This is a genomic window from Streptomyces sp. H27-H1, from assembly GCF_026627445.1.
GTDB lineage: Bacteria > Actinomycetota > Actinomycetes > Streptomycetales > Streptomycetaceae > Streptomyces.
In genome coordinates this window covers 123,931-145,432 of sequence record NZ_JAPNLJ010000001.1, presented here as the reverse complement: position 1 = coordinate 145,432, position 21,502 = coordinate 123,931, and the positions used below count along the sequence as shown (strand labels likewise).

Annotated in this window: 21 protein-coding genes and 1 riboswitch; of the genes, 10 read left to right on the top strand and 11 right to left on the bottom strand. The window is 69.5% G+C overall.

The window, feature by feature from the left end:
* Positions 1–118 precede the first annotated feature (118 nt).
* On the top strand, positions 119–937 hold the full coding sequence (locus tag OTB20_RS00680; RefSeq protein ID WP_267814454.1) for a hypothetical protein: 819 nt from the start codon (positions 119–121) through the stop codon (positions 935–937).
* 3 nt (positions 938–940) lie between these two features.
* On the opposite strand, the gene OTB20_RS00675 is transcribed toward OTB20_RS00680, so the two are convergent.
* The gene (locus tag OTB20_RS00675) at positions 941–1,699 is read right to left on the bottom strand and encodes a hypothetical protein (protein WP_267814453.1); all 759 of its coding nucleotides are present in this window, start codon (positions 1,697–1,699) and stop codon (positions 941–943) included.
* Positions 1,700–1,932: 233 nt separating this feature from the next.
* Between OTB20_RS00675 and OTB20_RS00670 the strand changes: the two genes are divergently transcribed.
* Positions 1,933–3,069 (top strand): glycosyltransferase, encoded by a 1,137-nt coding sequence (locus OTB20_RS00670; protein WP_267814452.1) that lies wholly within the window; start codon positions 1,933–1,935, stop codon positions 3,067–3,069.
* Here the strand turns inward: OTB20_RS00670 and OTB20_RS00665 are convergent.
* Positions 3,066–4,115 carry an aldo/keto reductase gene (locus OTB20_RS00665; protein WP_267814451.1) on the bottom strand — a complete coding sequence of 350 codons (1,050 nt, stop codon included), beginning with the start codon at positions 4,113–4,115 and terminating at the stop codon, positions 3,066–3,068. The two genes, OTB20_RS00670 and OTB20_RS00665, sit on opposite strands and share 4 nt — an antisense overlap.
* A gap of 298 nt (positions 4,116–4,413) precedes the next feature.
* Positions 4,414–6,201 (bottom strand): phosphomethylpyrimidine synthase ThiC, encoded by a 1,788-nt coding sequence (gene thiC / locus OTB20_RS00660; RefSeq protein ID WP_267814450.1) that lies wholly within the window; start codon positions 6,199–6,201, stop codon positions 4,414–4,416.
* Positions 6,196–6,340, bottom strand: a riboswitch (TPP riboswitch). (Overlaps the previous gene by 6 nt.)
* A gap of 72 nt (positions 6,341–6,412) precedes the next feature.
* On the opposite strand from thiC, the gene OTB20_RS00655 reads away from it, so the two are divergent.
* Entirely contained in the window at positions 6,413–7,810 is a 1,398-nt protein-coding gene (locus OTB20_RS00655) for a YibE/F family protein (RefSeq protein WP_267814449.1), read from the top strand.
* A 209-nt stretch (positions 7,811–8,019) separates the two neighbouring features.
* Here OTB20_RS00655 and OTB20_RS00650 read toward each other — a convergent pair whose 3' ends face one another.
* The 4 genes from OTB20_RS00650 to OTB20_RS00635 all read right to left on the bottom strand — a co-directional run bounded on the left by OTB20_RS00650 (position 8,020) and on the right by OTB20_RS00635 (position 10,299).
* The gene (locus tag OTB20_RS00650; RefSeq protein ID WP_267754475.1) at positions 8,020–8,469 is read right to left on the bottom strand and encodes an SsgA family sporulation/cell division regulator; all 450 of its coding nucleotides are present in this window, start codon (positions 8,467–8,469) and stop codon (positions 8,020–8,022) included.
* Positions 8,470–8,566: 97 nt separating this feature from the next.
* Positions 8,567–9,304 carry an IclR family transcriptional regulator gene (locus OTB20_RS00645; protein ID WP_267814690.1) on the bottom strand — a complete coding sequence of 246 codons (738 nt, stop codon included), beginning with the start codon at positions 9,302–9,304 and terminating at the stop codon, positions 8,567–8,569.
* Positions 9,305–9,595: 291 nt separating this feature from the next.
* Positions 9,596–9,823 carry a DUF5326 family protein gene (locus OTB20_RS00640; protein WP_267814447.1) on the bottom strand — a complete coding sequence of 76 codons (228 nt, stop codon included), beginning with the start codon at positions 9,821–9,823 and terminating at the stop codon, positions 9,596–9,598.
* Between the two features lie 158 nt (positions 9,824–9,981).
* Positions 9,982–10,299 carry a cupin domain-containing protein gene (locus OTB20_RS00635; RefSeq protein WP_267814445.1) on the bottom strand — a complete coding sequence of 106 codons (318 nt, stop codon included), beginning with the start codon at positions 10,297–10,299 and terminating at the stop codon, positions 9,982–9,984.
* A gap of 90 nt (positions 10,300–10,389) precedes the next feature.
* Between OTB20_RS00635 and OTB20_RS00630 the strand changes: the two genes are divergently transcribed.
* From OTB20_RS00630 to OTB20_RS00615, 4 genes are all read left to right on the top strand, one after another.
* On the top strand, positions 10,390–10,770 hold the full coding sequence (locus OTB20_RS00630) for a phage holin family protein (RefSeq protein ID WP_267754479.1): 381 nt from the start codon (positions 10,390–10,392) through the stop codon (positions 10,768–10,770).
* 12 nt (positions 10,771–10,782) lie between these two features.
* On the top strand, positions 10,783–11,274 hold the full coding sequence (locus tag OTB20_RS00625) for a low molecular weight protein-tyrosine-phosphatase (RefSeq protein WP_267814444.1): 492 nt from the start codon (positions 10,783–10,785) through the stop codon (positions 11,272–11,274).
* Entirely contained in the window at positions 11,271–12,434 is a 1,164-nt protein-coding gene (locus OTB20_RS00620) for a cystathionine gamma-lyase (RefSeq protein WP_267814442.1), read from the top strand. Before OTB20_RS00625 ends, OTB20_RS00620 begins: the two co-directional genes overlap by 4 nt.
* 118 nt (positions 12,435–12,552) lie before the next feature.
* Positions 12,553–13,032 (top strand): NUDIX domain-containing protein, encoded by a 480-nt coding sequence (locus OTB20_RS00615; RefSeq protein WP_267814440.1) that lies wholly within the window; start codon positions 12,553–12,555, stop codon positions 13,030–13,032.
* A 28-nt stretch (positions 13,033–13,060) separates the two neighbouring features.
* Here OTB20_RS00615 and OTB20_RS00610 read toward each other — a convergent pair whose 3' ends face one another.
* Positions 13,061–14,269: a globin domain-containing protein gene (locus tag OTB20_RS00610; protein WP_267814439.1), complete on the bottom strand. Its 1,209-nt coding sequence runs from the start codon at positions 14,267–14,269 to the stop codon at positions 13,061–13,063.
* A 121-nt stretch (positions 14,270–14,390) separates the two neighbouring features.
* Positions 14,391–15,041, bottom strand: coding sequence for an HAD family hydrolase (locus OTB20_RS00605; protein WP_267814438.1), 651 nt, complete (start codon positions 15,039–15,041; stop codon positions 14,391–14,393).
* A 167-nt stretch (positions 15,042–15,208) separates the two neighbouring features.
* On the opposite strand from OTB20_RS00605, the gene OTB20_RS00600 reads away from it, so the two are divergent.
* Positions 15,209–16,096, top strand: coding sequence for a GNAT family N-acetyltransferase (locus OTB20_RS00600; RefSeq protein ID WP_267814436.1), 888 nt, complete (start codon positions 15,209–15,211; stop codon positions 16,094–16,096).
* A 17-nt stretch (positions 16,097–16,113) separates the two neighbouring features.
* On the top strand, positions 16,114–16,578 hold the full coding sequence (locus OTB20_RS00595; protein WP_267814435.1) for a GNAT family N-acetyltransferase: 465 nt from the start codon (positions 16,114–16,116) through the stop codon (positions 16,576–16,578).
* A 138-nt stretch (positions 16,579–16,716) separates the two neighbouring features.
* On the opposite strand, the gene OTB20_RS00590 is transcribed toward OTB20_RS00595, so the two are convergent.
* Both OTB20_RS00590 and dnaB read right to left on the bottom strand, forming a co-directional pair.
* Positions 16,717–18,102 carry a serine hydrolase domain-containing protein gene (locus OTB20_RS00590; RefSeq protein WP_267814434.1) on the bottom strand — a complete coding sequence of 462 codons (1,386 nt, stop codon included), beginning with the start codon at positions 18,100–18,102 and terminating at the stop codon, positions 16,717–16,719.
* A 10-nt stretch (positions 18,103–18,112) separates the two neighbouring features.
* Entirely contained in the window at positions 18,113–19,576 is a 1,464-nt protein-coding gene (gene dnaB / locus OTB20_RS00585) for a replicative DNA helicase (RefSeq protein ID WP_254382415.1), read from the bottom strand.
* A 442-nt stretch (positions 19,577–20,018) separates the two neighbouring features.
* Between dnaB and OTB20_RS00580 the strand changes: the two genes are divergently transcribed.
* Entirely contained in the window at positions 20,019–21,356 is a 1,338-nt protein-coding gene (locus tag OTB20_RS00580; RefSeq protein WP_267814433.1) for an MATE family efflux transporter, read from the top strand.
* Positions 21,357–21,502 lie beyond the last annotated feature (146 nt).

Sequence of the window (21,502 nt, the reverse complement as noted above, 5' to 3'; positions counted from 1 at the left end):
CCCCTGTCAACGTACGGCTTGGGCGCTCTACCATCGCTCTATCCGTAGCAGGCTCTCCTCCGTTTGTGCCGGCGCCCCGTTCTACACGGGCAAACCGGACCCTACGGAGCATCGGGGGATGCACATGACCAGCGCTCCGCACCTGCTCACCGAAGACCGACCGGAGTTCGATCGGCTCCTCGACGAGGCGCTGCGCACGGCGAACGACCGGCCCGAGCTCGCCACCATCGGCGAACGGCTGAACGCCGAACAGTTGCGCACCATGGCCATGGGGGCCACCGCACTGCTGACGGCTGCGGCCGCAGCCGAGTACGACCATTACGTGCAGGTCCGCAAGGAACGGCAGGACGAGATCCTGTCCACCCCCGGAACGACGGGGGCGGAGGGCGACGGGCAGGGCACGGGCGGTGGCGCGGGCGTCAGCGCCGTGGTCGCGGTCCTCGCACCGGTCCTGGCCGGCACCGCCATGCTGATCTTCCTGCTGGTGGGCTACATCCTGAAGATGATCGAACCCGAACCGGCCTTCGCCGACACGATGCTGACGGCAGGCTGGCTCTTCGGCGGGCTCACAGCCGCCGCCCTGCTCTTCGCCGTGATCGGGCTGCTCGTGACGGCTGTCCGCAACAGTTCCACCGAGGTGGCGGCGAACGAGACCGAGGCGGCACCCGACGAGGTGTCACGAGCCCGGGAAGCCTGGCGCCACGCCCTCCTCGAGCGCGGCATCATGCCGTTCCTCCGGGACGCACTGGCCGATCCCAGCTCGGGCACCGGGTTTCCGGCCCCCCGAAAGCCGGGAGCCGGGCGCATCCCCAATCTGGGATACACCCGGCCCGATTTCACCAGTCCTGGGGCCCCCGCTGAGCGGCCCCGTCACGGCTACACGTCTCCGGACTTCACCAGCCCGGACTTCGGCGGCCCGGAGACCGACCTGGAGTGAGTGCTAGAGGCCGTTCGGCGCACCGGAGTAGGACATGTCTCCCTTCCACTCGACGCCCTTGCTACGGAGGCCGAGCATCGGGTTCGGAGCCGGCAGGAGCTGGGTCCAGGCCTCGTCCCAGACGAAGGTCATGCCGGCCACGTCACCGTGCGTCTGGTACACCTGGCCGGTCGTGGTCAGCACCTTGATGAAGGCGTCGCCGCCCTGGGCCGCGATGGAGATGCCGCAGGCGAGGCGCCCCGGGAAGCCCGGGTTGTCGGCGTTGCTGATGTTCTGCCAGACCGGGGCACCGCCGGGTACGGTTGCCCGGCCCGCGTAGGCGACCCCACCCACGAGTGCGGCGTGGAAGTCCTCGGTGTTCGAGGGCGAGTAGCTGTCGATGTCATTGCAGGGGCCGGTGGCGCCCTTCGGACCCGTCGGGCCGGTGTAGCCCCGCGGACCCGTCGGACCCGTCGCGCCCCGGGGGCCGGTCTGGCCCTTCGGTCCGCGCGGTCCCCGCGGGCCCGTCGGGCCCACGTTGCAGTCGTCGTCGCCGTGGGCCTGCTGCCCGATCAGGTCTGCCGTCTCCTGGGTCCCGGTGTCCTGGCTGCGCTGTTCGGTCTTGCAGTCGCCCGAATTCGTCGGCACCGCGGTCAGGGCCACTGCCGGGGACGCCATGCCTGCCAGCACCAGCGCCACCGAGGCGAGCGTGCCGCCCGTCAGCCAACCGGCCCGTCGGGGCAACGGCCCCAGGTAGGTACGGGCCTTGTTCTCAGAACTCATGTACCGCTCCTCGCACACACCGGATCGAATGGAACTCCGAAGTCCGGAAGTACGACCGGACTCCGCGGGTCATCTTGAAGACCTGGCCCCCGCGAGTCAGACCGGCACGCCCATCGTTCATCGGAACGGCCCAGTGGGAACGGCCACCTGGCGGCCTCCGACACAGCCACTCGGGTACGCGCACCGGCGTGCCGCACCCGCCGGCCCAAGAGCCGTCCCTAGGGTCAGCCGCCGTGAAGCCGACCATTTGCCTCTGCATGATCGTGAAGAACGAATCCTCCGTCATCGAGCGCTGTCTCGACTCCGTACGGGACCTCATCGACACCTGGGTCATCTCCGACACGGGTTCCACAGACGGCACCCAGGACCTCATCCGCGAAGCCCTGCGCGGGATTCCGGGAGAGCTCCACGAAGAGCCCTGGGAGAACTTCGGGCACAACCGGAGCCTCAACATCGGCCACGCCCAGGGCAAGGCCGACTACCTGCTGCTCCTCGACGCCGACCTCGTCCTACGCCCCACGGGCCAGCTGCCCCCGCTCACCGCGGACTCGTACATGCTGCGCCACGAGGGCACGACCGAGTACCGGATCAAACGCCTGGTCCGCGCCGATCTCCCCTGGCGGTACGAAGGCGTCACCCACGAGTACCTCACCTGCGACCGGCGCGACGAGAACGACCAGCGCCCCGGACTCCAGGAGAACCTGGACGCACTGGTGATCGAGGACTACGCGGACGGCGGCTCCCGGCACGACAAGTTCGAGCGGGACGCACGCCTGCTCGGTGCCGAGCTCCAGCGGGACCCGTCGAACCCCCGCACCGTCTTCTACCTCGCCCAGACGATGCGCGACATGGGCGACACGGCCGCCGCCATCCGGCTCTACGAGCGCCGTGCGGCCATGGGCGGCTGGAACGAGGAGGTCTACTACGCGCTGCTCCAAGCAGGCGTCCTGAACGGCGAGAGCGGAGACCAACCCGCTGCCCTCGACGCCCTCACTCGCGCCTGGGAATCCCGGCCGGGCCGTCTGGAGGCGAGCTACGAACTCGCCTCCAGGCTGCGCCTCCTGGGCCGCCACCACACGGCGCACGCCATCACCGGGGCGGTCCTGGACCGGCCGGTCCCCGACGACCTGCTCTTCGTCCAGCCGTGGGTGTACCGGTGGGGGCTGCTCTTCGAGCACTCCATCACCGCGTACTGGGTGGGGGACATGGACGCCTCGCTGCAGGCCTGCGACCGCCTGCTGTCCCTGCCCGACCTGCCCGAGGCCTACCGTCGCCAGACCGAGACCAACCGCGGCTTCGCCGCGAGCCATGTTTCACGTGAAACATCGGTTCCTGTTTCACGTGAAACATCGGAGCGCTCGTCCGTCTAACCGGCGGACCGGTCTCCCGGCGCCCGCCTCCGCTGCGCGACATCCGCCAGCGCCGGCGGGCGCCAGACCCCATCCGGGTGGTACAGGTTCCGTCCCGGCTCCACGATCTCGTCGATCCGGTCGAGGGCGGCGTCGTCGAGGACCAGCCCGGCACCCTTCACCAGTGATTCCAGCTGTTCCATGGTCCGCGGCCCGATGATCACCGACGTGACGGCGGGATGCGCCAGCGGGAAGGCCACGGCCAGCTCGGGCAGGGTGCAGCCGATGGAGTCGGCGAGCTCCACCAGCTTCTCCACGGCCTCCAGCTTCGCGACATTGCCCGGAATCGCGGGATCGAAGCGGGCGGGAGTCAGCGCCGCACGCCCCGAGGTCAGGTCGACGGCGCCCCCGAGCCGGTATTTCCCGCTCAGGAAGCCGGATGCGAGCGGGCTCCAGGTCAGAACGCCCATCCCGTACCGCCTGGCCACCGGCAGCACACCGGCTTCGATCCCGCGCGCGAGGATCGAGTACGGCGGCTGCTCGGTCCGGAACCTCGGCAGAGCCCGCCGTTCGGCGACGTGGTGCGCCTCGACGATCTCCTCGGCCGGGAAAGTGGAGCAGCCGAAGGCCCGTATCTTGCCGGCTCGGACCAGATCGCCGAGAACCGCCAGGGTCTCCTCGACGTCCGTCCCGTGGTCCGGCCGGTGCACCTGGTAGAGGTCGATCCACTCGGTGTCCAGCCGCCGCAGGCTGTCCTCGACCGCGCGCACGATCCACCGCCGGGAGTTCCCGCTGCGGTTGCGGCCCTCGCCCATCTGGAAGTGCACCTTGGTCGCGAGCACGACTTCGTCACGCCGGCCCTTGAGGGCCTTGCCCACGATCGTCTCGGACTCCCCGGCGGAGTACATGTCCGCGGTGTCCACGAAGTTGATCCCGTGATCGAGCGCGGCGTGAATGATCCGCGCGCACTCCTCGTGATCCGGATTGCCCACCGCCCCGAACATCATCGTGCCGAGGCAGTGCGCACTGACCTCGATGCCGGTCCCACCCAGAATTCGGTATCGCATGCTCATGAGCGCGCACTGTAGGAGCTGGAGCGCACTCCAGCACAAGGCCGAAACGCCCGGCCGCTCCAGGTCGACACCTCGATGTTGGCTCCGTTGGCGTGCTCGTCGCCGGCGATGCCGCATACCGCCCCGGACGGGTTCCTCCGGCAGGCAGAACGGATGCCCTACCCGGAGGACATCCTGTTCGTCGACACGCAGCGCACGTCCGCACAACAGGGCGGGCCCGTGACTCCCCCCGGGTCACGGGTCCGCCCTGCCATGGTCTCCGCCCTACTGGCGGGCTGCCCTCTACGACCGGTCAGTCGGCCAGCGGCAGGTACACGCGGTTGCCCGCGGCCGCGAACTCGGCGGACTTCTCCGCCATGCCCGCCTCGATCTCCGCCGCACCCAGGTCGCCGCCGTGCTGGCGGCGGATGTCCTGGGAGATCTTCATCGAGCAGAACTTCGGACCGCACATGGAGCAGAAGTGCGCGGTCTTGGCCGGCTCGGCCGGGAGGGTCTCGTCGTGGAACTCGCGGGCGGTGTCCGGGTCGAGGGCCAGGTTGAACTGGTCCTCCCAGCGGAACTCGAACCGCGCGTCCGACAGGGCGTCGTCCCACTCCTGGGCGCCCGGGTGGCCCTTGGCCAGGTCCGCCGCGTGGGCCGCGATCTTGTACGTGATGACACCGGTCTTCACGTCGTCGCGGTTCGGCAGACCCAGGTGCTCCTTGGGCGTGACGTAGCAGAGCATCGCGGTGCCCCACCAGGCGATCATCGCGGCGCCGATGCCCGAGGTGATGTGGTCGTACGCGGGCGCGACGTCGGTGGTCAGCGGGCCGAGCGTGTAGAACGGCGCCTCTTCGCAGATCTCCTGCTGAAGGTCGATGTTCTCCTTGATCTTGTGCATCGGGACGTGCCCGGGGCCCTCGATCATCGTCTGCACGTTGTACCGCTTGGCGATCGTGTTCAGCTCGCCGAGGGTCTTCAGCTCCGCGAACTGCGCCGCGTCGTTGGCGTCCGCGATGGAACCGGGGCGCAGGCCGTCACCCAGCGAGTAGGTGACGTCGTACGCCGCGAGGACCTCGCAGAGCTCCTCGAAGTTCGTGTAGAGGAAGTTCTCCTTGTGGTGCGCCAGGCACCAGGCGGCCATGATCGAGCCGCCGCGCGAGACGATGCCGGTCTTGCGGCGCGCGGTCAGTGGCACGTACGACAGCAGCACGCCGGCGTGAACCGTCATGTAGTCGACGCCCTGCTCGGCCTGCTCGATGACCGTGTCCTTGTAGATCTCCCAAGTCAGGTCCTCCGCGCGGCCGTCGACCTTCTCCAGCGCCTGGTAGAGCGGCACGGTGCCGATCGGTACGGGGGAGTTGCGCAGCACCCACTCGCGGGTGGTGTGGATGTTGCGGCCGGTCGAGAGGTCCATGACCGTGTCGGCGCCCCACTTGGTCGCCCAGGTCATCTTGTCCACCTCCTCCTCGATCGAGGAGGTGACCGCGGAGTTGCCGATGTTGGCGTTGACCTTCACCAGGAATCGCTTGCCGATGATCATCGGCTCGATCTCGGGGTGGTTCACGTTGACCGGCATGACCGCGCGACCTGCGGCGATCTCCTCGCGGACGACCTCGGGGGAGACGTTCTCGCGGATCGCGACGTACTCCATCTCCGGGGTGATCTCGCCCCGGCGGGCGTACGCGAGCTGCGTGACCGCGGCGCCGCCACGGCCACGGCGGGGCTGGCGCGGACGGCCCGGGAAGACCGCGTCGAGGTTCTTGAGGCCACCGCGCGGCGAGGTGTGCTTGATGCCGTCGTCCTCGGGACGCACGGGACGGCCCGCGTACTCCTCGGTGTCGCCGCGGCCGATGATCCAGTTCTCGCGCAGCGGCGGCAGACCGCGACGGACGTCGGTCTCGATCTGCGGGTCGGTGTACGGCCCGGACGTGTCGTAGAGCGTCACGTCCTTGCCGTTGGTGAGGTGCACCTGTCGAACCGGCACCCGGATGTCGGGGCGGGAGCCCGCCACGTATCCCTTGTGCCAGCCGGGCTGGCGCTCGGTCTGGCCGTCGGCGTCCTGGCTGACGGCAGGCGTGTTTGCGTCCTGAATGGTCATGAGACCTAATCTCCCTACGCCGGCATTACCCGGTAACAGGTTCGGCGGTCGACGCAGCCTCTTCCCGTACGCATATTCGAATGCGAACGGTGATCAGCGCCCTCTCAGCCCGGTGCTCCGAGCTCCCGCGTTGTGCAAAGTAGCCCCCACGCTAGCGTCATCTGTGGCGTGCTGAACAGTGGGCCCCCTCATCTGTTGCGATGATCTGCCAGTGACGTCCTCGCCGCAGCCCCCCACCGAGCCCACTGATCCCGCTGGTCACGCCGGCCACGCGCACGCGGACCCCGGCCCCCCGCCCGACCGGTCTCCCGGCCACTCCCATGGACATTCGCACAGCCATGGCCCGGCGGCCCCCGTCTCGAAGCACCTGCGGAAGGTGATCGCGGCCGTCCTGATCCCCTTCGCCACCGCCGTCGTGATCGGCATGGCGGTGCTCTGGCCCGGCGGCGCACCGGGCCACGAGCGCACCGGGGTGGGCTTCGACCGCCAGACCCAGCAGGGCAAGGTCATCGCGCTCCAGTACGTCGACTGCAAATCAGTGAACGCCGCGCAGGTACCCGCCACCGGCGACACCTCCACCCCCGAGGGCCGCGAGGCCCTCGCCTCGCAGACCGGTGAGTGCAAGAAGGTCACCATCGAAGTCGGCACCGGCCCCGACAAGGGCAGGAAGTTCTTCGAGATCGTCCAGCCGGGCGCACCACGACAACTGGCGGGCGGTCAGGAAGTGGTGGTCGCCTACGCCCCGGATGCGCCCCAGGACCTCCAATACTCCGTGATCGACGTGAACCGCAAGCTGCCGATGACCCTGCTCGCGGGCATCTTCGCCCTCGCGGTCGTGCTCGTCGGGCGGATGCGCGGGCTGTTCGCGCTCATCGCCCTCGCCGTCAGCTTCGCGATCCTGACCCTCTTCATCCTCCCCGCGATCCTGCAGGGGTCGAATCCGCTGGTCGTGGCCGTGGTCGGAGCGAGCGCGATCATGCTGATCGCGCTCTACATGTGCCACGGGCTGACGGCCCGCACCTCGGTCGCGGTCCTCGGCACGATCGTCTCCCTGCTGCTGATCGGCCTGTTGGGCTCGCTGTTCATCGACTGGGCATTCCTCAGCGGCAATACGGACGACAACACCGGGCTGATCCACGGGCTCTACCCGGAGATCGACATGAGCGGTTTGCTGCTTGCGGGTGTCATCATCGGATCGCTCGGCGTACTCGACGACGTGACCGTCACTCAGACCTCGGCGGTCTGGGAACTCCACCAGGCAGACCCGTCGATGGGCCCGCGCGGGCTGTACCGGGCGGGCATCCGCATCGGGCGGGACCACATCGCGTCGGTGGTGAACACCCTGGTACTGGCCTACGCGGGCGCGGCGTTGCCACTCCTCCTGCTGTTCTCGATCGCGAACAGCAGTATGGGTTCGGTGGCCAATAGCGAGCTGGTCGCGGAGGAGATCGTACGGACCCTCGTGGGCTCGATCGGACTGGTCGCCTCGGTACCCGTGACGACGGCGCTGGCCGCTCTGGTCGTGTCCGCCGACCGCGCGGGATCCCCGGCGGCCACAGCGGCCTCGGGGCCGCTCGGCGGCGGCCGGGGCCGGCGGCGCAAGCACTGAATGGCGGACCGGCGGGCGCGACAGGTCAGTTCGCGCGCACGGCCGGTCGTGAGGAACGGCGGGGTGGAGCACTCAGCGCGTCGGCACGCTGAGCCGTGGTGCGTAGTAGTACGTGCGGTGGTGCGGTGGTGTCGTGACGCAGGTGATGCCGGTGATGTGGTGGCGTTTGCCGGCGCGACGTGGCCGGCGGGCGTTCTACCGGGCTTCGGTCAGCCCGCGTTCTGCTCGTTCTGCTGCGATTCCGCGAGGATCTTGTCGAGCGCCTCGTCGAGGTTCTCCTCGAAGTCGCCGAGGTTGCGCTCCTGTCCGAGCGGAACGATCCGGTCGGTCCGGTCGAGGAACGCGACGAGTGGCGCCGCACTCGCGCGGAAGAGAGCCCGGTCTGCGCCTACCTGCAGCCGGATGTGGACATCGGACAGGTCCTCCGGATCGGTCGGGGCGATGTGGACATCGCCGTCTCCGCATGGCTTGTTGATGCCGTCCAGAAGGAGTTCCCGGCCGAACGCCCAGGTCACGGGCGCATCTCCGGGAAGATGGAATGTCAGGCGGACTGCGTAGGGGTCACGAGCGTCGTACCGGAGTTCCACCGGAATCCGGAACGAGAGCTCCTCGGAAACGAGGAAGCTCATCATGACCTCTGCCTGTACCGACTCGCGCATTGCCTACCCCGCTGTAGTGGAAGTGGCCAGGAATGATCCCCCAGGGCCCTCTTGACAAGAGTGGTGGAAGCGCTAGCAGATCACAAGGAGTGAGTTTTCAGATACTGATAGAGAACGAGAGGGTGCTCAACAGCGCGCCTACTTCACTCCGTAGCCGATCGACCACATAGAGCAATCGTTGCTCCTGGTGCAGGGGGAGGGAAATCGCCATCGTCGCGGCGGTGTCGCCGGCGGTGATGGGGATGGCCGCACACACAGTGCCCAGGGCGTATTCCTGACGCTCAGTGACCGGCTGCATCCGCTCCATGGAGCCGATCCGCTGCTCCAGAGCCCGCAGATCCCGCACGGTGTAGGGGGTGATGGGTTCGACCGGGTGACGGTCGTAATGGTCCTTGCGCGTCTTCTCGTCGAGCTGGCCGAGCAGGCACTGCCCGATGGCGTGCGCATGGCCGGTCGCGCGGAAATCGGCCCACTCTTCGCAGGCCGGGGCCGCCGGGGTGTCCGAGACACCCACGACCTCGATTTCACCCTCGCGGTAGACCGCGAAGTAGACGGGGGCCCCGACCGCGTCGCGGAAGTGCGCGAGGGAGTCGAGGATCATGCTGCGACGTTTCTGCTGAAGCCCGCCACCAGCCAGGCGGCCCGCGGCGTCCCCCAGGACGAAGACCCCGCTCTCCCGTCGCAGATAGCCCTCGTGCGTCAGGGTGCGCAGCAGGTGGTACGCGGTGGGAAGCGGGAGCCCGGCCTCGCGCGCCAGTTGTTTCGCCGGGGCTCCCTCGCTATGGGAACCCACCGCTTCGAGCAGCCTCAGTGCCCGCTGCACCGAACCGATCAGGGTCGGCACACCGGCATTGTGAACCGAAGACAAAGCTCACCCCCAGGCGTGGCGGCGAGCCTTGGGGGGCCCGCCCTGCGGGGGCCGCCCCCGCGTATGCCGTGACTCCTGGGGGTCGTGCTCGGTGGCTGTATGAAAGAACCGCAGGTCAGAGCGGGCAGTACCGGCTTATGGTGCCCAGGAAACGGCACAGATTGCCACTCTATCCGCCGATTCACGAGCTGTGAGCGGTTTAGCGGTTCACGTTCCCTCAGCTGGGTTAATCCCGCTGTCGCCCGGGTTGTGCCAGTTCTACCACTCTCCAGCGGAGGACTTCGACTCCGTGCCCTTGAACTTCTTGACCACGAAGATCAGGCCACCGACGAGGGCCACGAGGAGCAGCGCCTTGAAGACGAAGCCGATCAGCGCGCCGAGGATGCTGGTGATCACGCCGCCGAAGACGAACAGGACCAGCAGCGGAACCGCGACCCACTTGACCCACCAGGGCATGCCCTCGAATATCCCTCGGATGCCTTCCATGTCCTCGACCTCTTCTTCCTAGTCCGTGACTTCCTGCTCTCGATGCTAGGAGGCCACGGCCCCCGGTGGGGGCCCGCGAGCCCCCGGAGTCCCCTGATCCGCCCCCTAGGGGGCCGGCGCCCCGGACCCTCAGTCCCCGCGTCGGTCCCGTGGTCCGTTCACCCTTCCGGCGGCGAGAAGACGACCATTACTTTCAGGTTCTCGGTGATGTGGTGGAACTTGTGCGGCACCCCGGCCGGCACGTAGACCACGCTCCCGTTCGCGACCATCGTCGTCTCCTCCCCGACGGTGATCGAGGCCCGGCCGCTCACTACGTAGTACACCTCGTCCTGGCCGTGCGGCTGTTGGGGATCGCTCTGCCCGGCGTCCAGCGCGTACAGGCCGACCGACATGTTCCGCTCGCGCAGGAACTGCAGGTAGGCGCCCTTGTTCGCGGCCCGCTCGGCCTCTAGCTCGTCCAGCCGGAAGGCCTTCATCTTCTTCGCACCTCTCGTCCTCTCACGTACGGCAAGCATCCGCAGATCAGCTGATGTTCCACCGGGATCATCTCTGCAACGATCAGACACATGACGAATTTCGTAGTCAAGACCCTCGCCAACGCGGCCGCCCTCGCCGTCGCCATCTGGCTCCTCGCGGGCATCACGCTGGACGACGGCAGCAGCATGGGCCGCCGGGTGCTCTCCCTGATCCTGGTCGCGCTGATCTTCGGCCTGGTCAACTTCATCGTCAAGCCCGTGGTGAAGCTGCTCTCGCTGCCCCTCTTCGTCCTCACCCTCGGTCTGTTCACCCTCGTCGTGAACGCGGCGATGCTGCTGCTGACCTCGTGGCTGGCGACCCAGTTCGACCTCAGCTTCCACGTCGACGGTTTCTGGACCGCGGTCGTCGGCGCCCTGATCATCTCCATCGTCTCCTGGGCCGTGAACATGGTCCTGCCCGACAAGAACTGAAGCCGGCTGCCCATGTACCGCGTGTGCTTCGTCTGCACCGGCAACATCTGCCGCTCGCCCATGGCCGAGTCGGTCTTCCGCTCCCACGTGGCCGACGCCGGGCTCGCGGACCTGGTCGAGGTCGACAGCGCCGGCACGGGTGGCTGGCACGAAGGGGACGGGGCCGACCCGCGCACCATCGCCGTCCTGGAGGCCGCCGGGTACGAGCCGGGCCACCGGGCCCGGCGCTTCCGGGCCTCCTGGTTCGCCGGCCTCGACCTCGTCATCGCGCTCGATGCCGGCCACCTGCGTGACCTGAGGGCGCTCGCGCCCACCCCGGAGGACGCCGCCAAGGTCCGGGTGCTGCGGTCCTACGACCCTTCGGCCACCGCCGCGCAGACCGACGTCCCGGACCCCTACTACGGCCCCCTCGACGGATTCGAGGAGTGCCTGCACCTGGTCGAGGCGGCGAGCCCCGGCCTGCTGGCCGCCGTCAGCGAAGCCGTGAAGGAGCACACCCCATGAGCGCCCCCGACCCCGTGCCTGCGAAGACGGACCGGCTCGGCGACGGCACCGTCGCCGTCCGCGCCGGCCTGCCGGAGCCCGTCAAGAACGAGCCACCGCTGCCCGGCCCCGTCTTCGCCGCCCACTTCCACCTGCCCGGCGACGTCGACGGTCCCTACACCTACGGCCGCGACACCAACCCCACCTGGACCCTGCTGGAGCAGGCCATCGGAGAGCTGGAGGCCCCCGGCCTGGACGGGGTGGACACGGTCGTCTTCGCCTCAGGCATGGCCGCGGTGTCCGCCGTCCTGCTCTCCCAGGCGCGCGCCGGCGACACCGTCGTCCTGCCCGACGACGGCTACCAGGTACTGCCCCTCGTACGGGAGCAGCTGGAGGCGTACGGGATCCACGTGCGCACCGCCCCCACCGGCGAGGACGCCCAGCTCGAGGTCCTCGACGGGGCCCGGCTGCTGTGGCTGGAGACCCCGTCCAACCCGGGTCTCGACGTCTGCGACGTACGACGCCTCGTGGACGCGGCTCGCGCCGGCGAAACCCTGGTCGCCGTCGACAACACCCTCGCGACCCCGCTCGGCCAACGCCCCCTCGAACTGGGTGCCGACTTCTCGGTGGCCAGCGGCACCAAGGGCCTGACCGGCCACGGCGACCTGCTGCTCGGCTACGTCGTCTGCCGCAACGCCGAGCTCGCCGCGGGCATCCGCCGCTGGCGCAAGGTGGTCGGCGCGATCCCCGGCCCCATGGAGGCCTGGCTCGCCCACCGGTCCCTGTCCACCATCCAACTGCGCGCCCAGCGCCAGTGGGCCAACGCGCTCGCCGTCGCCGAGGCCCTCGCCGGCCGCGCCGACGTCACCGGGCTGCGCTACCCGGGCCTGCCTGCGGACCCGTCCCACAAGACTGCCGTGCGGCAGATGCGGGGCTTCGGCTCCGTGGTCTCCTTCACCCTGGCCGACCGCGCTCACGCGGAACGGTTCATGGCCGCCCTGCGGCTCGTCGAGGACGCCACCAGTTTCGGCGGGGTGCGGTCCACCGCTGAGCGTCGCCGACGGTGGGGCGGCGACGCCGTGTCGGAGGGGTTCATCCGCTTCTCGGCGGGGGCCGAGGACACCGAGGACCTGGTCACGGACGTCCTGCGGGCACTGGACCTGGCGGCCGCCGAGAGCTGACCGGCCGTCCGAAGGCGGTCCGAGCACGCCGTACCGCGGCTCGGACCGCCGGGACCCCCGCCCGGCGGGTTTCCCGGGGACGCGTTTCAGAAGCGGAAGTCTGGGCCACTCTTCCACCATGACCGAACGTCCAGTGGTCAAACGCACCGCCCGCGCGATCCTGCTCGACGGTGGCGACCTGATCCTCATCAAGCGGACCAAACCCGGCGTCGACCCGTACTGGCTCACCCCCGGCGGCGGGGTGGAGACCTCGGACCTCACCGTCGTCGACGCCCTCCACCGAGAGCTCCACGAGGAACTCGGCGCGAAGATCACCGATGTCGTGCCCTGCTTCGTCGATACCATCGAGCACATCGCCGACAAGGGAGTGACCGGCGTCAAGGTGCAGCACTTCTTCGTCTGCCATCTCGAATCCATGGACCCCAGCCAGCGGCACGGCCCCGAAATCGACGAGCCCGCGGGCGAGTACGAGATCGTCCGCGTGCCCTTCAGCCGCGTCGGCATCGCCGCGGTACATCTCGTCCCGCTGTCCCTGCGCCACTACCTTGACGGCAACATCGAAGGCGTGCGCGCGATGCACGCCCCGGACCTGGGCTGACCCACCGGACGCGGGCGCCGCTCCGGGATCAGCCGGCGACGCCCGCCAGTTCCTCCACCTCGTCGTGGCGGATCCGCTCAGCGGGGATCCCGATCCTCTTCAGCGCGTCCACCCCGCTGCGGATCATCGCGGCCGGCCCCGAGACGAACGCGTCGTACGAGCTCCAGGGCCCGTGGGTGCCGACGGCCTGCGGCAGTTGCCCGGCCAGCCCCTCGTCGCAGACCACCGGGCGGACCGACAGCCAGGGGTGCGAGCGCTGCAGCCCCAGCAGCGTGTCCTTGTCGTACAGGTCGTCGTCACTGCGAGCCCCGAAGAACACTTCCACCGGACGGCGCTCTCCGTGCTCGGCCACGTCCTCGATCAGCGCCCTGATCGGCGCGATGCCCGTGCCGCCGCCCAGGCACAGCATTCCGTTGTCGGTGCTGTGGTCGACCACCATCGACCCCGCCGGGGGCCCGAGCCGCAGCACATCACCGGGCCGGGCGTGCCGGACCAGCGCATTGGAGACCCATCCCGCCGGAACGGCCTTGACGTGGAAGGACAGCAGTCCGTCCGCGCGCGGTGCCGAGGCGAAGGAATAGTGCCGCCACACTCGCGGCCACCACGGGGTCTCCAAGCTCGTGTACTGGCCCGCGAGGAAGGGGTAGGGCTGGTCCGGGCGGACGGTGAGCACCGCGATGTCGGAGGTGCGCAGATCGTGGGAGACCACTTCCGCATGCCACCACGGCGGCGCCTTGGGCTCGTCCTCGGCCGCCGCGTCGATCATGATCTGGGAGATCGCGGTGTACGCCCGCACCCAGGCGGCCTCGGCCTCCGGCCCCCAGGTCGACGCGTACCTGGCCAATGCCCCGATGAGGGCCTCTCCCACCAGCGGATAGTGCGCGGGCTGGGTGCCGTACTTGCGGTGGCCCCTGCCCAGCCGGCGCAGGTAGGCGGTGAGCACCTCAGGGTTGTCGATGTGCTCGGCGGCCGTCAGCAGTGCCTTCAGCAGCCGGTCGCGCTGCACGTCCATCGCGGCGGGGAACATCCCCCGGAGCTCCGGGTGTCCCGTGAACACGAGGGCGTAGAAGTAGGAGGTCACCTTGTCGGCGACGGGTTCGATCTCCGCGAGGGTCCGGCGGATGAGTGCGGCATCGGGGGAGGGCTCAGGCGCACCGTCCCCGGACGGTATCCGGGACGGCCCCCGTCTTGCCGATCTGGTGGGCGGAGCGTCCATGCGGTGCCTCGCTTCGAGCATCTCGGTAGGTCTGCACACGCCACGGCCTTCGAATCCGTGGTTCCGGGTTTCACAGCGTGCCAGTCCGCCCATGGGCTTGCGGGGAAATGCGGGAATTCCGCGTTTCGAACCCACTTCCCCCTTAGGATGCCTCAACTCCCGTGCGTACCACCCCTGTGAGCTGGTATGCCTCGCGCAGGTCCCGGCCCTCGTAGACGTACGTCGCCCGCTCCACCAGGTAGGGACGGGCGTTCACCGCGACCGAGACCGGCACCGCCGCGAAGAGCTCCACGTCGGTGCTCGAGTCCCCGTACGCGATGCAGTCGGCCCGGGTCACACCGAACTGCTCGCACAGCCGGTCGGCGACCGTCACCTTGCCTGCCGGCGTCAGGATCCCTGCCACGTCCACCAGCTGGGTGAAGGGCACTTGAGGGAAGACCGAGCCGTGTGCGGCGTGCGCGCCCCACTCCAGCAGGAGTTCCACGAAGAACGACGGCGACAGCGAGATCACCGCGCAGTAGTCCCCGCGCCCACGGATCTCCTGCCAGACCTCCTGGATACCCAACAGCCACGGAGCTCCGTCGAACGCCGCCCGGACGTGTGCCGGAGTCAGATCCGTCCAGAGCTTCTGCGCCGCCAGCGCGAACTGGTGCGGCTGCATCTCCCGCGCGCCAAAGGCCCGCTCCAGTGCGTCGATCTCGTCGGAGAGCCCGAGCTGCCGGGAGATCTCGATCGGCGAACCCGAGCCGTACATCAGCGTGCCATCGAGGTCGAACAGGTGGAGGAGAGTCATAACCACCGAGGCTAGTACCTCCGTTTCACGTGAAACAGTGGCGACGCTCAAAGAGGACGCACGGACCGCAGCCGGCCGGCAGGCGGATGTTTCACGTGAAACATCCGCCGCAGATCCCGCCCCAAATCCCCTGGACCGGGTCCTGGTCGATGAACGAGTCTGGGGCCGTGACACCACCCCATCTCACCGCCCTGACGATCCGCGCACTGACCGTGGACGACCTCCGCCACTGCGCCGATCTCTCCGAAGACCGCGGCTGGCCCCGCGAGGACCACAAGTGGGGGCTGCTGCTCGCAGCCGGACACGGCTACGGCATCGACGCCCCCGACGGCCGAGGACTCGCCGCGGCCTGCGTGGTCACCCGGTACGGGGCCGTGCAGGACGATCCCGAACTCGCCGCCATCGGAATGGTCCTCGTCGCCGAGCGCTACGCTCGCCAGGGGCTGGGCCGGCGCCTGATGACGTACATCTGCGACGACCTCCTCAAGGGCGTTCCGCTCACCCTGCACTCCACCCCGTACGGGCGCCCGCTCTACGAAGAGCTCGGCTTCGACACCACCGGCCGCGCCGAGATGCTCCGGGGCACCTTCAGCCCGGATGCCACCGCGCCCGCGCAGGACACCGTCCGCGTCCGGCCCGCCGGCGCCGAGGACATCGTGAGGATCCTCGGGCTGGACGCCGAGGTCTTCGGCACCGACCGGACCCACCTGATCACCCGGCTGCCCGCCTTCACCGACCGGCTGCTCGTCGCCGAGGACCCGTCCGGTGACCTGATCGGCTACGGAGCCATCTGGCCGAACATGGAGACCCATGTCATCGGGCCCCTGGTGGCCCTGGACACCGGCGCGGCCCGGGCGCTCGTCACCGCCCTCGCGGCGGCCACGGACCGGCCCTTGCGCACCGATGTCGACGTACGCCACGAAGAGCTGCTCGGCTGGCTCAAGGCCCGCGGTCTCGACTCCGTGGCCTTCAACACCGTCATGACCCGGAACATCCCCGGTCTGCCCGGGGACTGGACCCGCCGGTGGGCCCCGCTCACCGTGGCGGCCGGCTGAGCGAGGAGGATCCGACCATGACCGAAACCAGCTCCGACCTGCTCATCCGCCCTGCCAACGAGGGGGATCTGACCGCGATCGTCGCACTCCTCGCCGATGATCCGCTCGGCGCGGCACGGGAGTCCACGGACGACCTCACCCCGTACGTGGCGGCGCTCAAGCGGCTCACGGACGATCCCCACCAGCACGTGGTCGTCGCCGTCCGCGGGGGGCGCGTCGTCGGCACCCTCCAGCTGACGATCGTCCCCGGGCTCTCCCGCATGGGGAGTACCCGTTCGATCATCGAGGGCGTGCGTGTCCACGCCGACGAACGCGGCAGCGGACTGGGCACCCGCTTCATCGAATGGGCGATCGAGCGATCCCGCGCCGAGAGCTGCCGGCTCGTCCAGCTCACCTCGGACGTGACCCGCGTCGACGCCCACCGCTTCTACGAGCGGCTCGGCTTCACCGCTTCCCACGTCGGGTTCAAGCTCCAGCTCTGATCCGCCAGGTGTGGGCCGGACCTCTGTCGACGGTCCGGCCGGCCCTGGACGCCATCGCCCCGGCTGAGGCACACGTCGCCCGTCCGCGCGCACTCCAGCGGGAGCATCGCGGGGCGGCGGAGCCTTGGGGCGCATCGGCTAGCCGATGCCCCGCCAGCCCTGCGGGTCGACCCCGCCGGGCACCGGGGATGCCGGGTCGTACGCCTCGCGGGTGAACACGAACGAGCCGAGGTCGAGGTGGCTCACCGACCCGTCCGCCCGCCGTACGGCCCGCAGGGTCTCGCCCGCGTAGTAGCCGCCCAGTCCCGTCCAACTGCCGTCCGGCTCCGGCCGGAAACGGGCGGCCCGACCGCCTCCGCCCACCGGGCCCAGCTCCAGGAATCCGTCGTAGGTCAGCCGTACGGCCTGGGCCGACGTGCCCCAGTGCCAGGGGCCGCACAGCTCCAGTGCGACGGGATCGGCCTCCCGCAGCGGCCGCCACGGCTCGGGGATCCGCGGCTCGGCGTCCGCGACGATCCCCACCAGTTCGGCCGCAAGCGTCGAAGCCGGAAGTCCCGAGGTGCAGTTGGCCAGCACCACGGCGGCCACGTCGTCCGCCTCGCTCAGCCACAGCCCGGCGAGGAAGCCCGGCAGCGAGCCGCTGTGGCCCGCGAGACGGCGCCCGCCGCTCAGCGTCAGTTGCGTCCCGAGCCCGTATCCGAGCTCGGCGATGCCCGGCTCCGGGGGAGTGGCCGGCGTCCGCATCTCCCGTACCGTCTCGGCGCTCAGTACCCGCGCGTCACCCCGTACGAGGAAGGCCGCGAACTTCGCCAGATCGCCGGTGGTGGACCACAGCTGGCCGGCCGGGGCCATGAGCCCGAGGTCCTCCAGGGGTTCCGGCATCATCACGTCCGCCCACGGGTGCACCGCCCAGCCTCCGGCGTGCGGAGCCACCGGCTGCGCCGTCGTACGCTCCAGCCCCAGCGGTTCCAGCACCTCGGTGCGGAGTGCCTCCTCCCACGGCATCGCGCGGACGGCCTCCACGAGCGAACCGAGCAGCGTGTAGCCCGGGTTGGAGTAGTGGTGGCGCTGTCCCGGCGCGAAACGGAAGGGGTGCTCGCCCAGGACGTCCGAGAGCTCCGGACGTAGCGTGCCCGCCGTCCGCTCCCACCACTCGCCGGGCGTTTCCGCCGCCAGCCCGGCCGTATGGGACAGCAGTTGACCCACGGTCACCTCGCCGGCTCCCGTACCCGGAAGGAACTTCTCGATCGGGTCCCCGAGTTCCAGCAGGCCCTCGTCCCGCAGCCGCATCACGAGCACGGCGGTGAAGGTCTTGGTGATCGACCCGATCCGGTACTGCACGTTCCCGTCGGGACCGTGCCCCTCCACCATGGTCCGGGACCCCTCCCAGATCACCTCTCCGCCCCGCACCACGGCCGCCACCAGGGACGGCGCCCGGCCTTCGCGCTGCGCGACCGCGATCCGGTGGGCGAGCGCACGCCGGGTCGCGGGAAGGAGGACAAGGTTTTCGATCACGGCATCCATGGGGCGGATGCTACGTGTTGGCCATGTCCACGAACCGCGAATAATGGCCCTGGAAGGCCACCGTGATGGTGGCCGTCGGACCGTTACGGTGCTTCGCCACGATCAGGTCCGCCTCGCCCGCGCGGGGGGACTCCTTCTCGTACGCGTCCTCTCGGTGCAGCAGGATCACCATGTCGGCGTCCTGCTCGATCGATCCGGATTCACGCAGGTCGGAGACCATCGGCTTCTTGTCGGTGCGCTGCTCGGGACCACGGTTCAGCTGGGACAGCGCGATCACCGGGACCTCCAGCTCCTTCGCCAGCAGCTTGAGGTTTCGGGACATGTCCGAGACCTCCTGCTGGCGGCTCTCGGGCCGGCGCGAGCCACCGGACTGCATCAGCTGGAGGTAGTCGATGACGACGAGCGACAGGTCGCTGCGCTGCTTGAGCCGACGGCACTTGGCCCGGATCTCCATCATCGACAGGTTCGGGGAGTCGTCGATGTAGAGCGGGGCGGCGGAGACGTCCGGCATCCGGCGGGCCAGCCGGGTCCAGTCGTCGTCCGTCATCGTGCCGGAGCGCATGTGGTGCAGCGCCACCCGGGCCTCCGCCGAGAGCAGGCGCATCGCGATCTCATTGCGCCCCATTTCGAGGGAGAAGATGACGCTGGGCAGGTTGGCCTTGATGGAGCAGGCACGGGCGAAGTCCAGCGCGAGGGTGGACTTGCCCATGGCGGGACGGGCCGCGATCACGATCATCTGGCCCGGGTGCAGACCGTTGGTCAGCGAGTCCAGGTCCGTGAAGCCGGTCGGGACACCCGACATCTGGCCGCTGCGCGAACCGATCGCCTCGATCTCGTCGAGGGCGCCTTCCATGATGTCGCCGAGCGGCAGGTAGTCCTCGGAGGTCCGCTGCTCAGTGACGGCGTAGATCTCGGCCTGGGCGCTGTTGACGATCTCGTCCACGTCGCCGTCAGCGGCATAACCCATCTGCGTGATCTTCGTACCGGCGGCGACCAGCCGACGCAGGACCGCCCGCTCGTGGACGATCTCCGCGTAGTACTCGGCGTTCGCCGCCGTGGGTACCGACTGGACCAGGGTATGCAGGTAGGGGGCCCCGCCGACCTTGCTGATCTCACCGCGCCGGGTCAGCTCCGCGCTGACGGTGATCGGGTCGGCCGGCTCTCCCTTGGCGTACAGGTCGAGGATGGCCTGGTAGATCGTCTCGTGCGACGGACGGTAGAAGTCGTGGCCCTTGAGCACCTCGACCACGTCGGCGATGGCGTCCTTCGACAGCAGCATGCCGCCGAGGACGGACTGCTCGGCGTCGAGGTCCTGGGGCGGGACCCGCTCGAAGCCGCCGCCACCACCGTCCCAGGAGCCGCCCTCGCGGCCCCTGTCGCTCTGTTCGTCCCCGCGGCCACGGCCTTCGCCGCCTCGACGCGGGCGGGCGGGCAGACGGTCACCTGGACCGCTGTCGGCCCAGGGGTCGTCCATGGGCTCGGACATGCTCACCGGGCCGCCTCCTCCCGTCCGCAACGCGGACCTTGCCGTGTCACTCTTTCTACGACACAGCTCTGACATTTGGGGCACCCGAATCGGCTCTCGGCGAGTCGGACAACGAACCAACGGTAGGGCCGGGAGCGACGTCAGCCAATCTTGTTATCCACAGGGTGTGTGGATGACGGCGCCAATGCTGTGGGTAACTCCCCGGAAGCTGTGCACGGACCGGGGGACGGCGCTGTGGACAAAATCACCTGGCCCACCCATGCACCTTATCTGACCTGGGGTTTCTCCCTCCACGGGCTGTGGGGGAGAAAATTCTTGGCCACTGTCTCGAGATCGCCTCCAACGAGGTGGGGCGAACGCTCGAATCGGTGGATTCGTAAGGAGTCCAGCCCCCTTGCGTCTATTACCTGTGGAAGATTAGATTGAGCACATGAGACAGGCCCCCACAGCACCGAAGGCTGCCCCGAGACGGCACGACCGCGAGATCCTCGCACTCGCCGTCCCCGCCTTCGGTGCCCTCGTCGCCGAACCCCTCTTCGTGATGGCCGACAGTGCCATCGTGGGCCACCTCGGCACACCCCAGCTGGCCGGTCTCGGCATCGCGGCCGCACTGCTCACCACGGCCGTGAGCATCTTCGTCTTCCTGGCCTATGCCACCACCGCGGCCGTGGCCCGCCGTGTCGGCGCCGGCGACCTCCAGGCTGCCATCCGGCAGGGCATGGACGGCATCTGGCTCGCCCTGCTGCTCGGCGCGGTCGTCGTCGCCGTCGTGCTCCCCACGGCGCCCTCCCTGATCTCCCTCTTCGGAGCCTCCGACACCGTCGCCCCGTACGCGATCACCTACCTGCGGATCTCCGCCTTCGGCATCCCCGCGATGCTCGTGGTGCTCGCCGCCACCGGTGTCATCCGCGGCCTCCAGGACACCCGGACCCCGCTCTACGTGGCGATCGGCGGTTTCGCCCTCAACGGCGGCCTGAACGTCGCCCTCGTCTACGGGGCCGGCCTCGGCATCGCCGGCTCCGCCTGGGGCACCGTGATCGCCCAGTGCGCCATGGCCGCCGCCTACCTGGTCGTGGTCGTCCGGGGCGCGCGCCGGCACGGCGCCTCCCTGCGCCCCGACATCGAGGGGATCCGGGCCTGCGCACAGGCCGGTGCACCCCTGCTGGTCCGCACCCTGTCCCTGCGGGCCGTCCTGCTGATCGCGACCGCCGTGGCCGCACGCCTCGGGGACGCCGACATCGCGGCCCACCAGATCCTGCTCTCGCTGTGGAGCCTGCTCGCCTTCGCCCTCGACGCGATCGCCATCGCCGGGCAGGCCATCATCGGCCGCTACCTCGGCGCGGGCGACACCGAGGGGGCCAAGGCCGCCTGCCGCCGCATGGTGCAGTGGGGGATCGTCTCCGGCATCGTCCTGGGCCTCCTCGTGATCGCGGCCCGCCCCGTGTTCATCCCGCTCTTCACGAGCGACCCGGTCGTCGAGGACGCCCTGCTGCCGGCCCTGCTCGTGGTGGCCTTCTCGCAGCCCGTCTCGGGCATCGTCTTCATCCTCGATGGTGTCCTGATGGGCGCGGGCGACGGCCGCTACCTGGCCTGGGCCATGCTGCTGACCCTCGCCGTCTTCGCCCCGGCCGCACTGCTCGTACCGGCCCTGGGCGGCGGGCTGACGGCCCTGTGGTGCGCCATGACGCTGATGATGGTGGTCCGGATGGTCACCCTCCAGCTGCGCGCCCGCTCGGGCCGCTGGCTGGTCGCCGGAGCCACCCGGTAGAGCCAAGCGCCTGCAGGCGATGTTTCACGTGAAACAGGGCCGCCGAGCCGGGCCTCTGTTTCACGTGAAACATCGCATCGACCGCCCGGAGCCCAGGACCAGAACCAGAACTCCCGACAACGAAGAAGGGCCGCACCCCCACAGGG

Coding starts and splice junctions, on each gene's coding strand:
- OTB20_RS00680 (WP_267814454.1), top strand. CDS start 119: ATGCACATGACCAGCGCTCCGCACCTGCTCACCGAAGACCGACCGGAG.
- OTB20_RS00675 (WP_267814453.1), bottom strand. CDS start 1,699: ATGAGTTCTGAGAACAAGGCCCGTACCTACCTGGGGCCGTTGCCCCGA.
- OTB20_RS00665 (WP_267814451.1), bottom strand. CDS start 4,115: ATGCGATACCGAATTCTGGGTGGGACCGGCATCGAGGTCAGTGCGCAC.
- thiC (WP_267814450.1), bottom strand. CDS start 6,201: ATGACCATTCAGGACGCAAACACGCCTGCCGTCAGCCAGGACGCCGAC.
- OTB20_RS00650 (WP_267754475.1), bottom strand. CDS start 8,469: ATGCGCGAGTCGGTACAGGCAGAGGTCATGATGAGCTTCCTCGTTTCC.
- OTB20_RS00640 (WP_267814447.1), bottom strand. CDS start 9,823: ATGGAAGGCATCCGAGGGATATTCGAGGGCATGCCCTGGTGGGTCAAG.
- OTB20_RS00635 (WP_267814445.1), bottom strand. CDS start 10,299: ATGAAGGCCTTCCGGCTGGACGAGCTAGAGGCCGAGCGGGCCGCGAAC.
- OTB20_RS00630 (WP_267754479.1), top strand. CDS start 10,390: ATGACGAATTTCGTAGTCAAGACCCTCGCCAACGCGGCCGCCCTCGCC.
- OTB20_RS00625 (WP_267814444.1), top strand. CDS start 10,783: ATGTACCGCGTGTGCTTCGTCTGCACCGGCAACATCTGCCGCTCGCCC.
- OTB20_RS00620 (WP_267814442.1), top strand. CDS start 11,271: ATGAGCGCCCCCGACCCCGTGCCTGCGAAGACGGACCGGCTCGGCGAC.
- OTB20_RS00615 (WP_267814440.1), top strand. CDS start 12,553: ATGACCGAACGTCCAGTGGTCAAACGCACCGCCCGCGCGATCCTGCTC.
- OTB20_RS00610 (WP_267814439.1), bottom strand. CDS start 14,269: ATGCTCGAAGCGAGGCACCGCATGGACGCTCCGCCCACCAGATCGGCA.
- OTB20_RS00605 (WP_267814438.1), bottom strand. CDS start 15,041: ATGACTCTCCTCCACCTGTTCGACCTCGATGGCACGCTGATGTACGGC.
- OTB20_RS00595 (WP_267814435.1), top strand. CDS start 16,114: ATGACCGAAACCAGCTCCGACCTGCTCATCCGCCCTGCCAACGAGGGG.
- OTB20_RS00590 (WP_267814434.1), bottom strand. CDS start 18,102: ATGGATGCCGTGATCGAAAACCTTGTCCTCCTTCCCGCGACCCGGCGT.
- dnaB (WP_254382415.1), bottom strand. CDS start 19,576: ATGGACGACCCCTGGGCCGACAGCGGTCCAGGTGACCGTCTGCCCGCC.
- OTB20_RS00580 (WP_267814433.1), top strand. CDS start 20,019: ATGAGACAGGCCCCCACAGCACCGAAGGCTGCCCCGAGACGGCACGAC.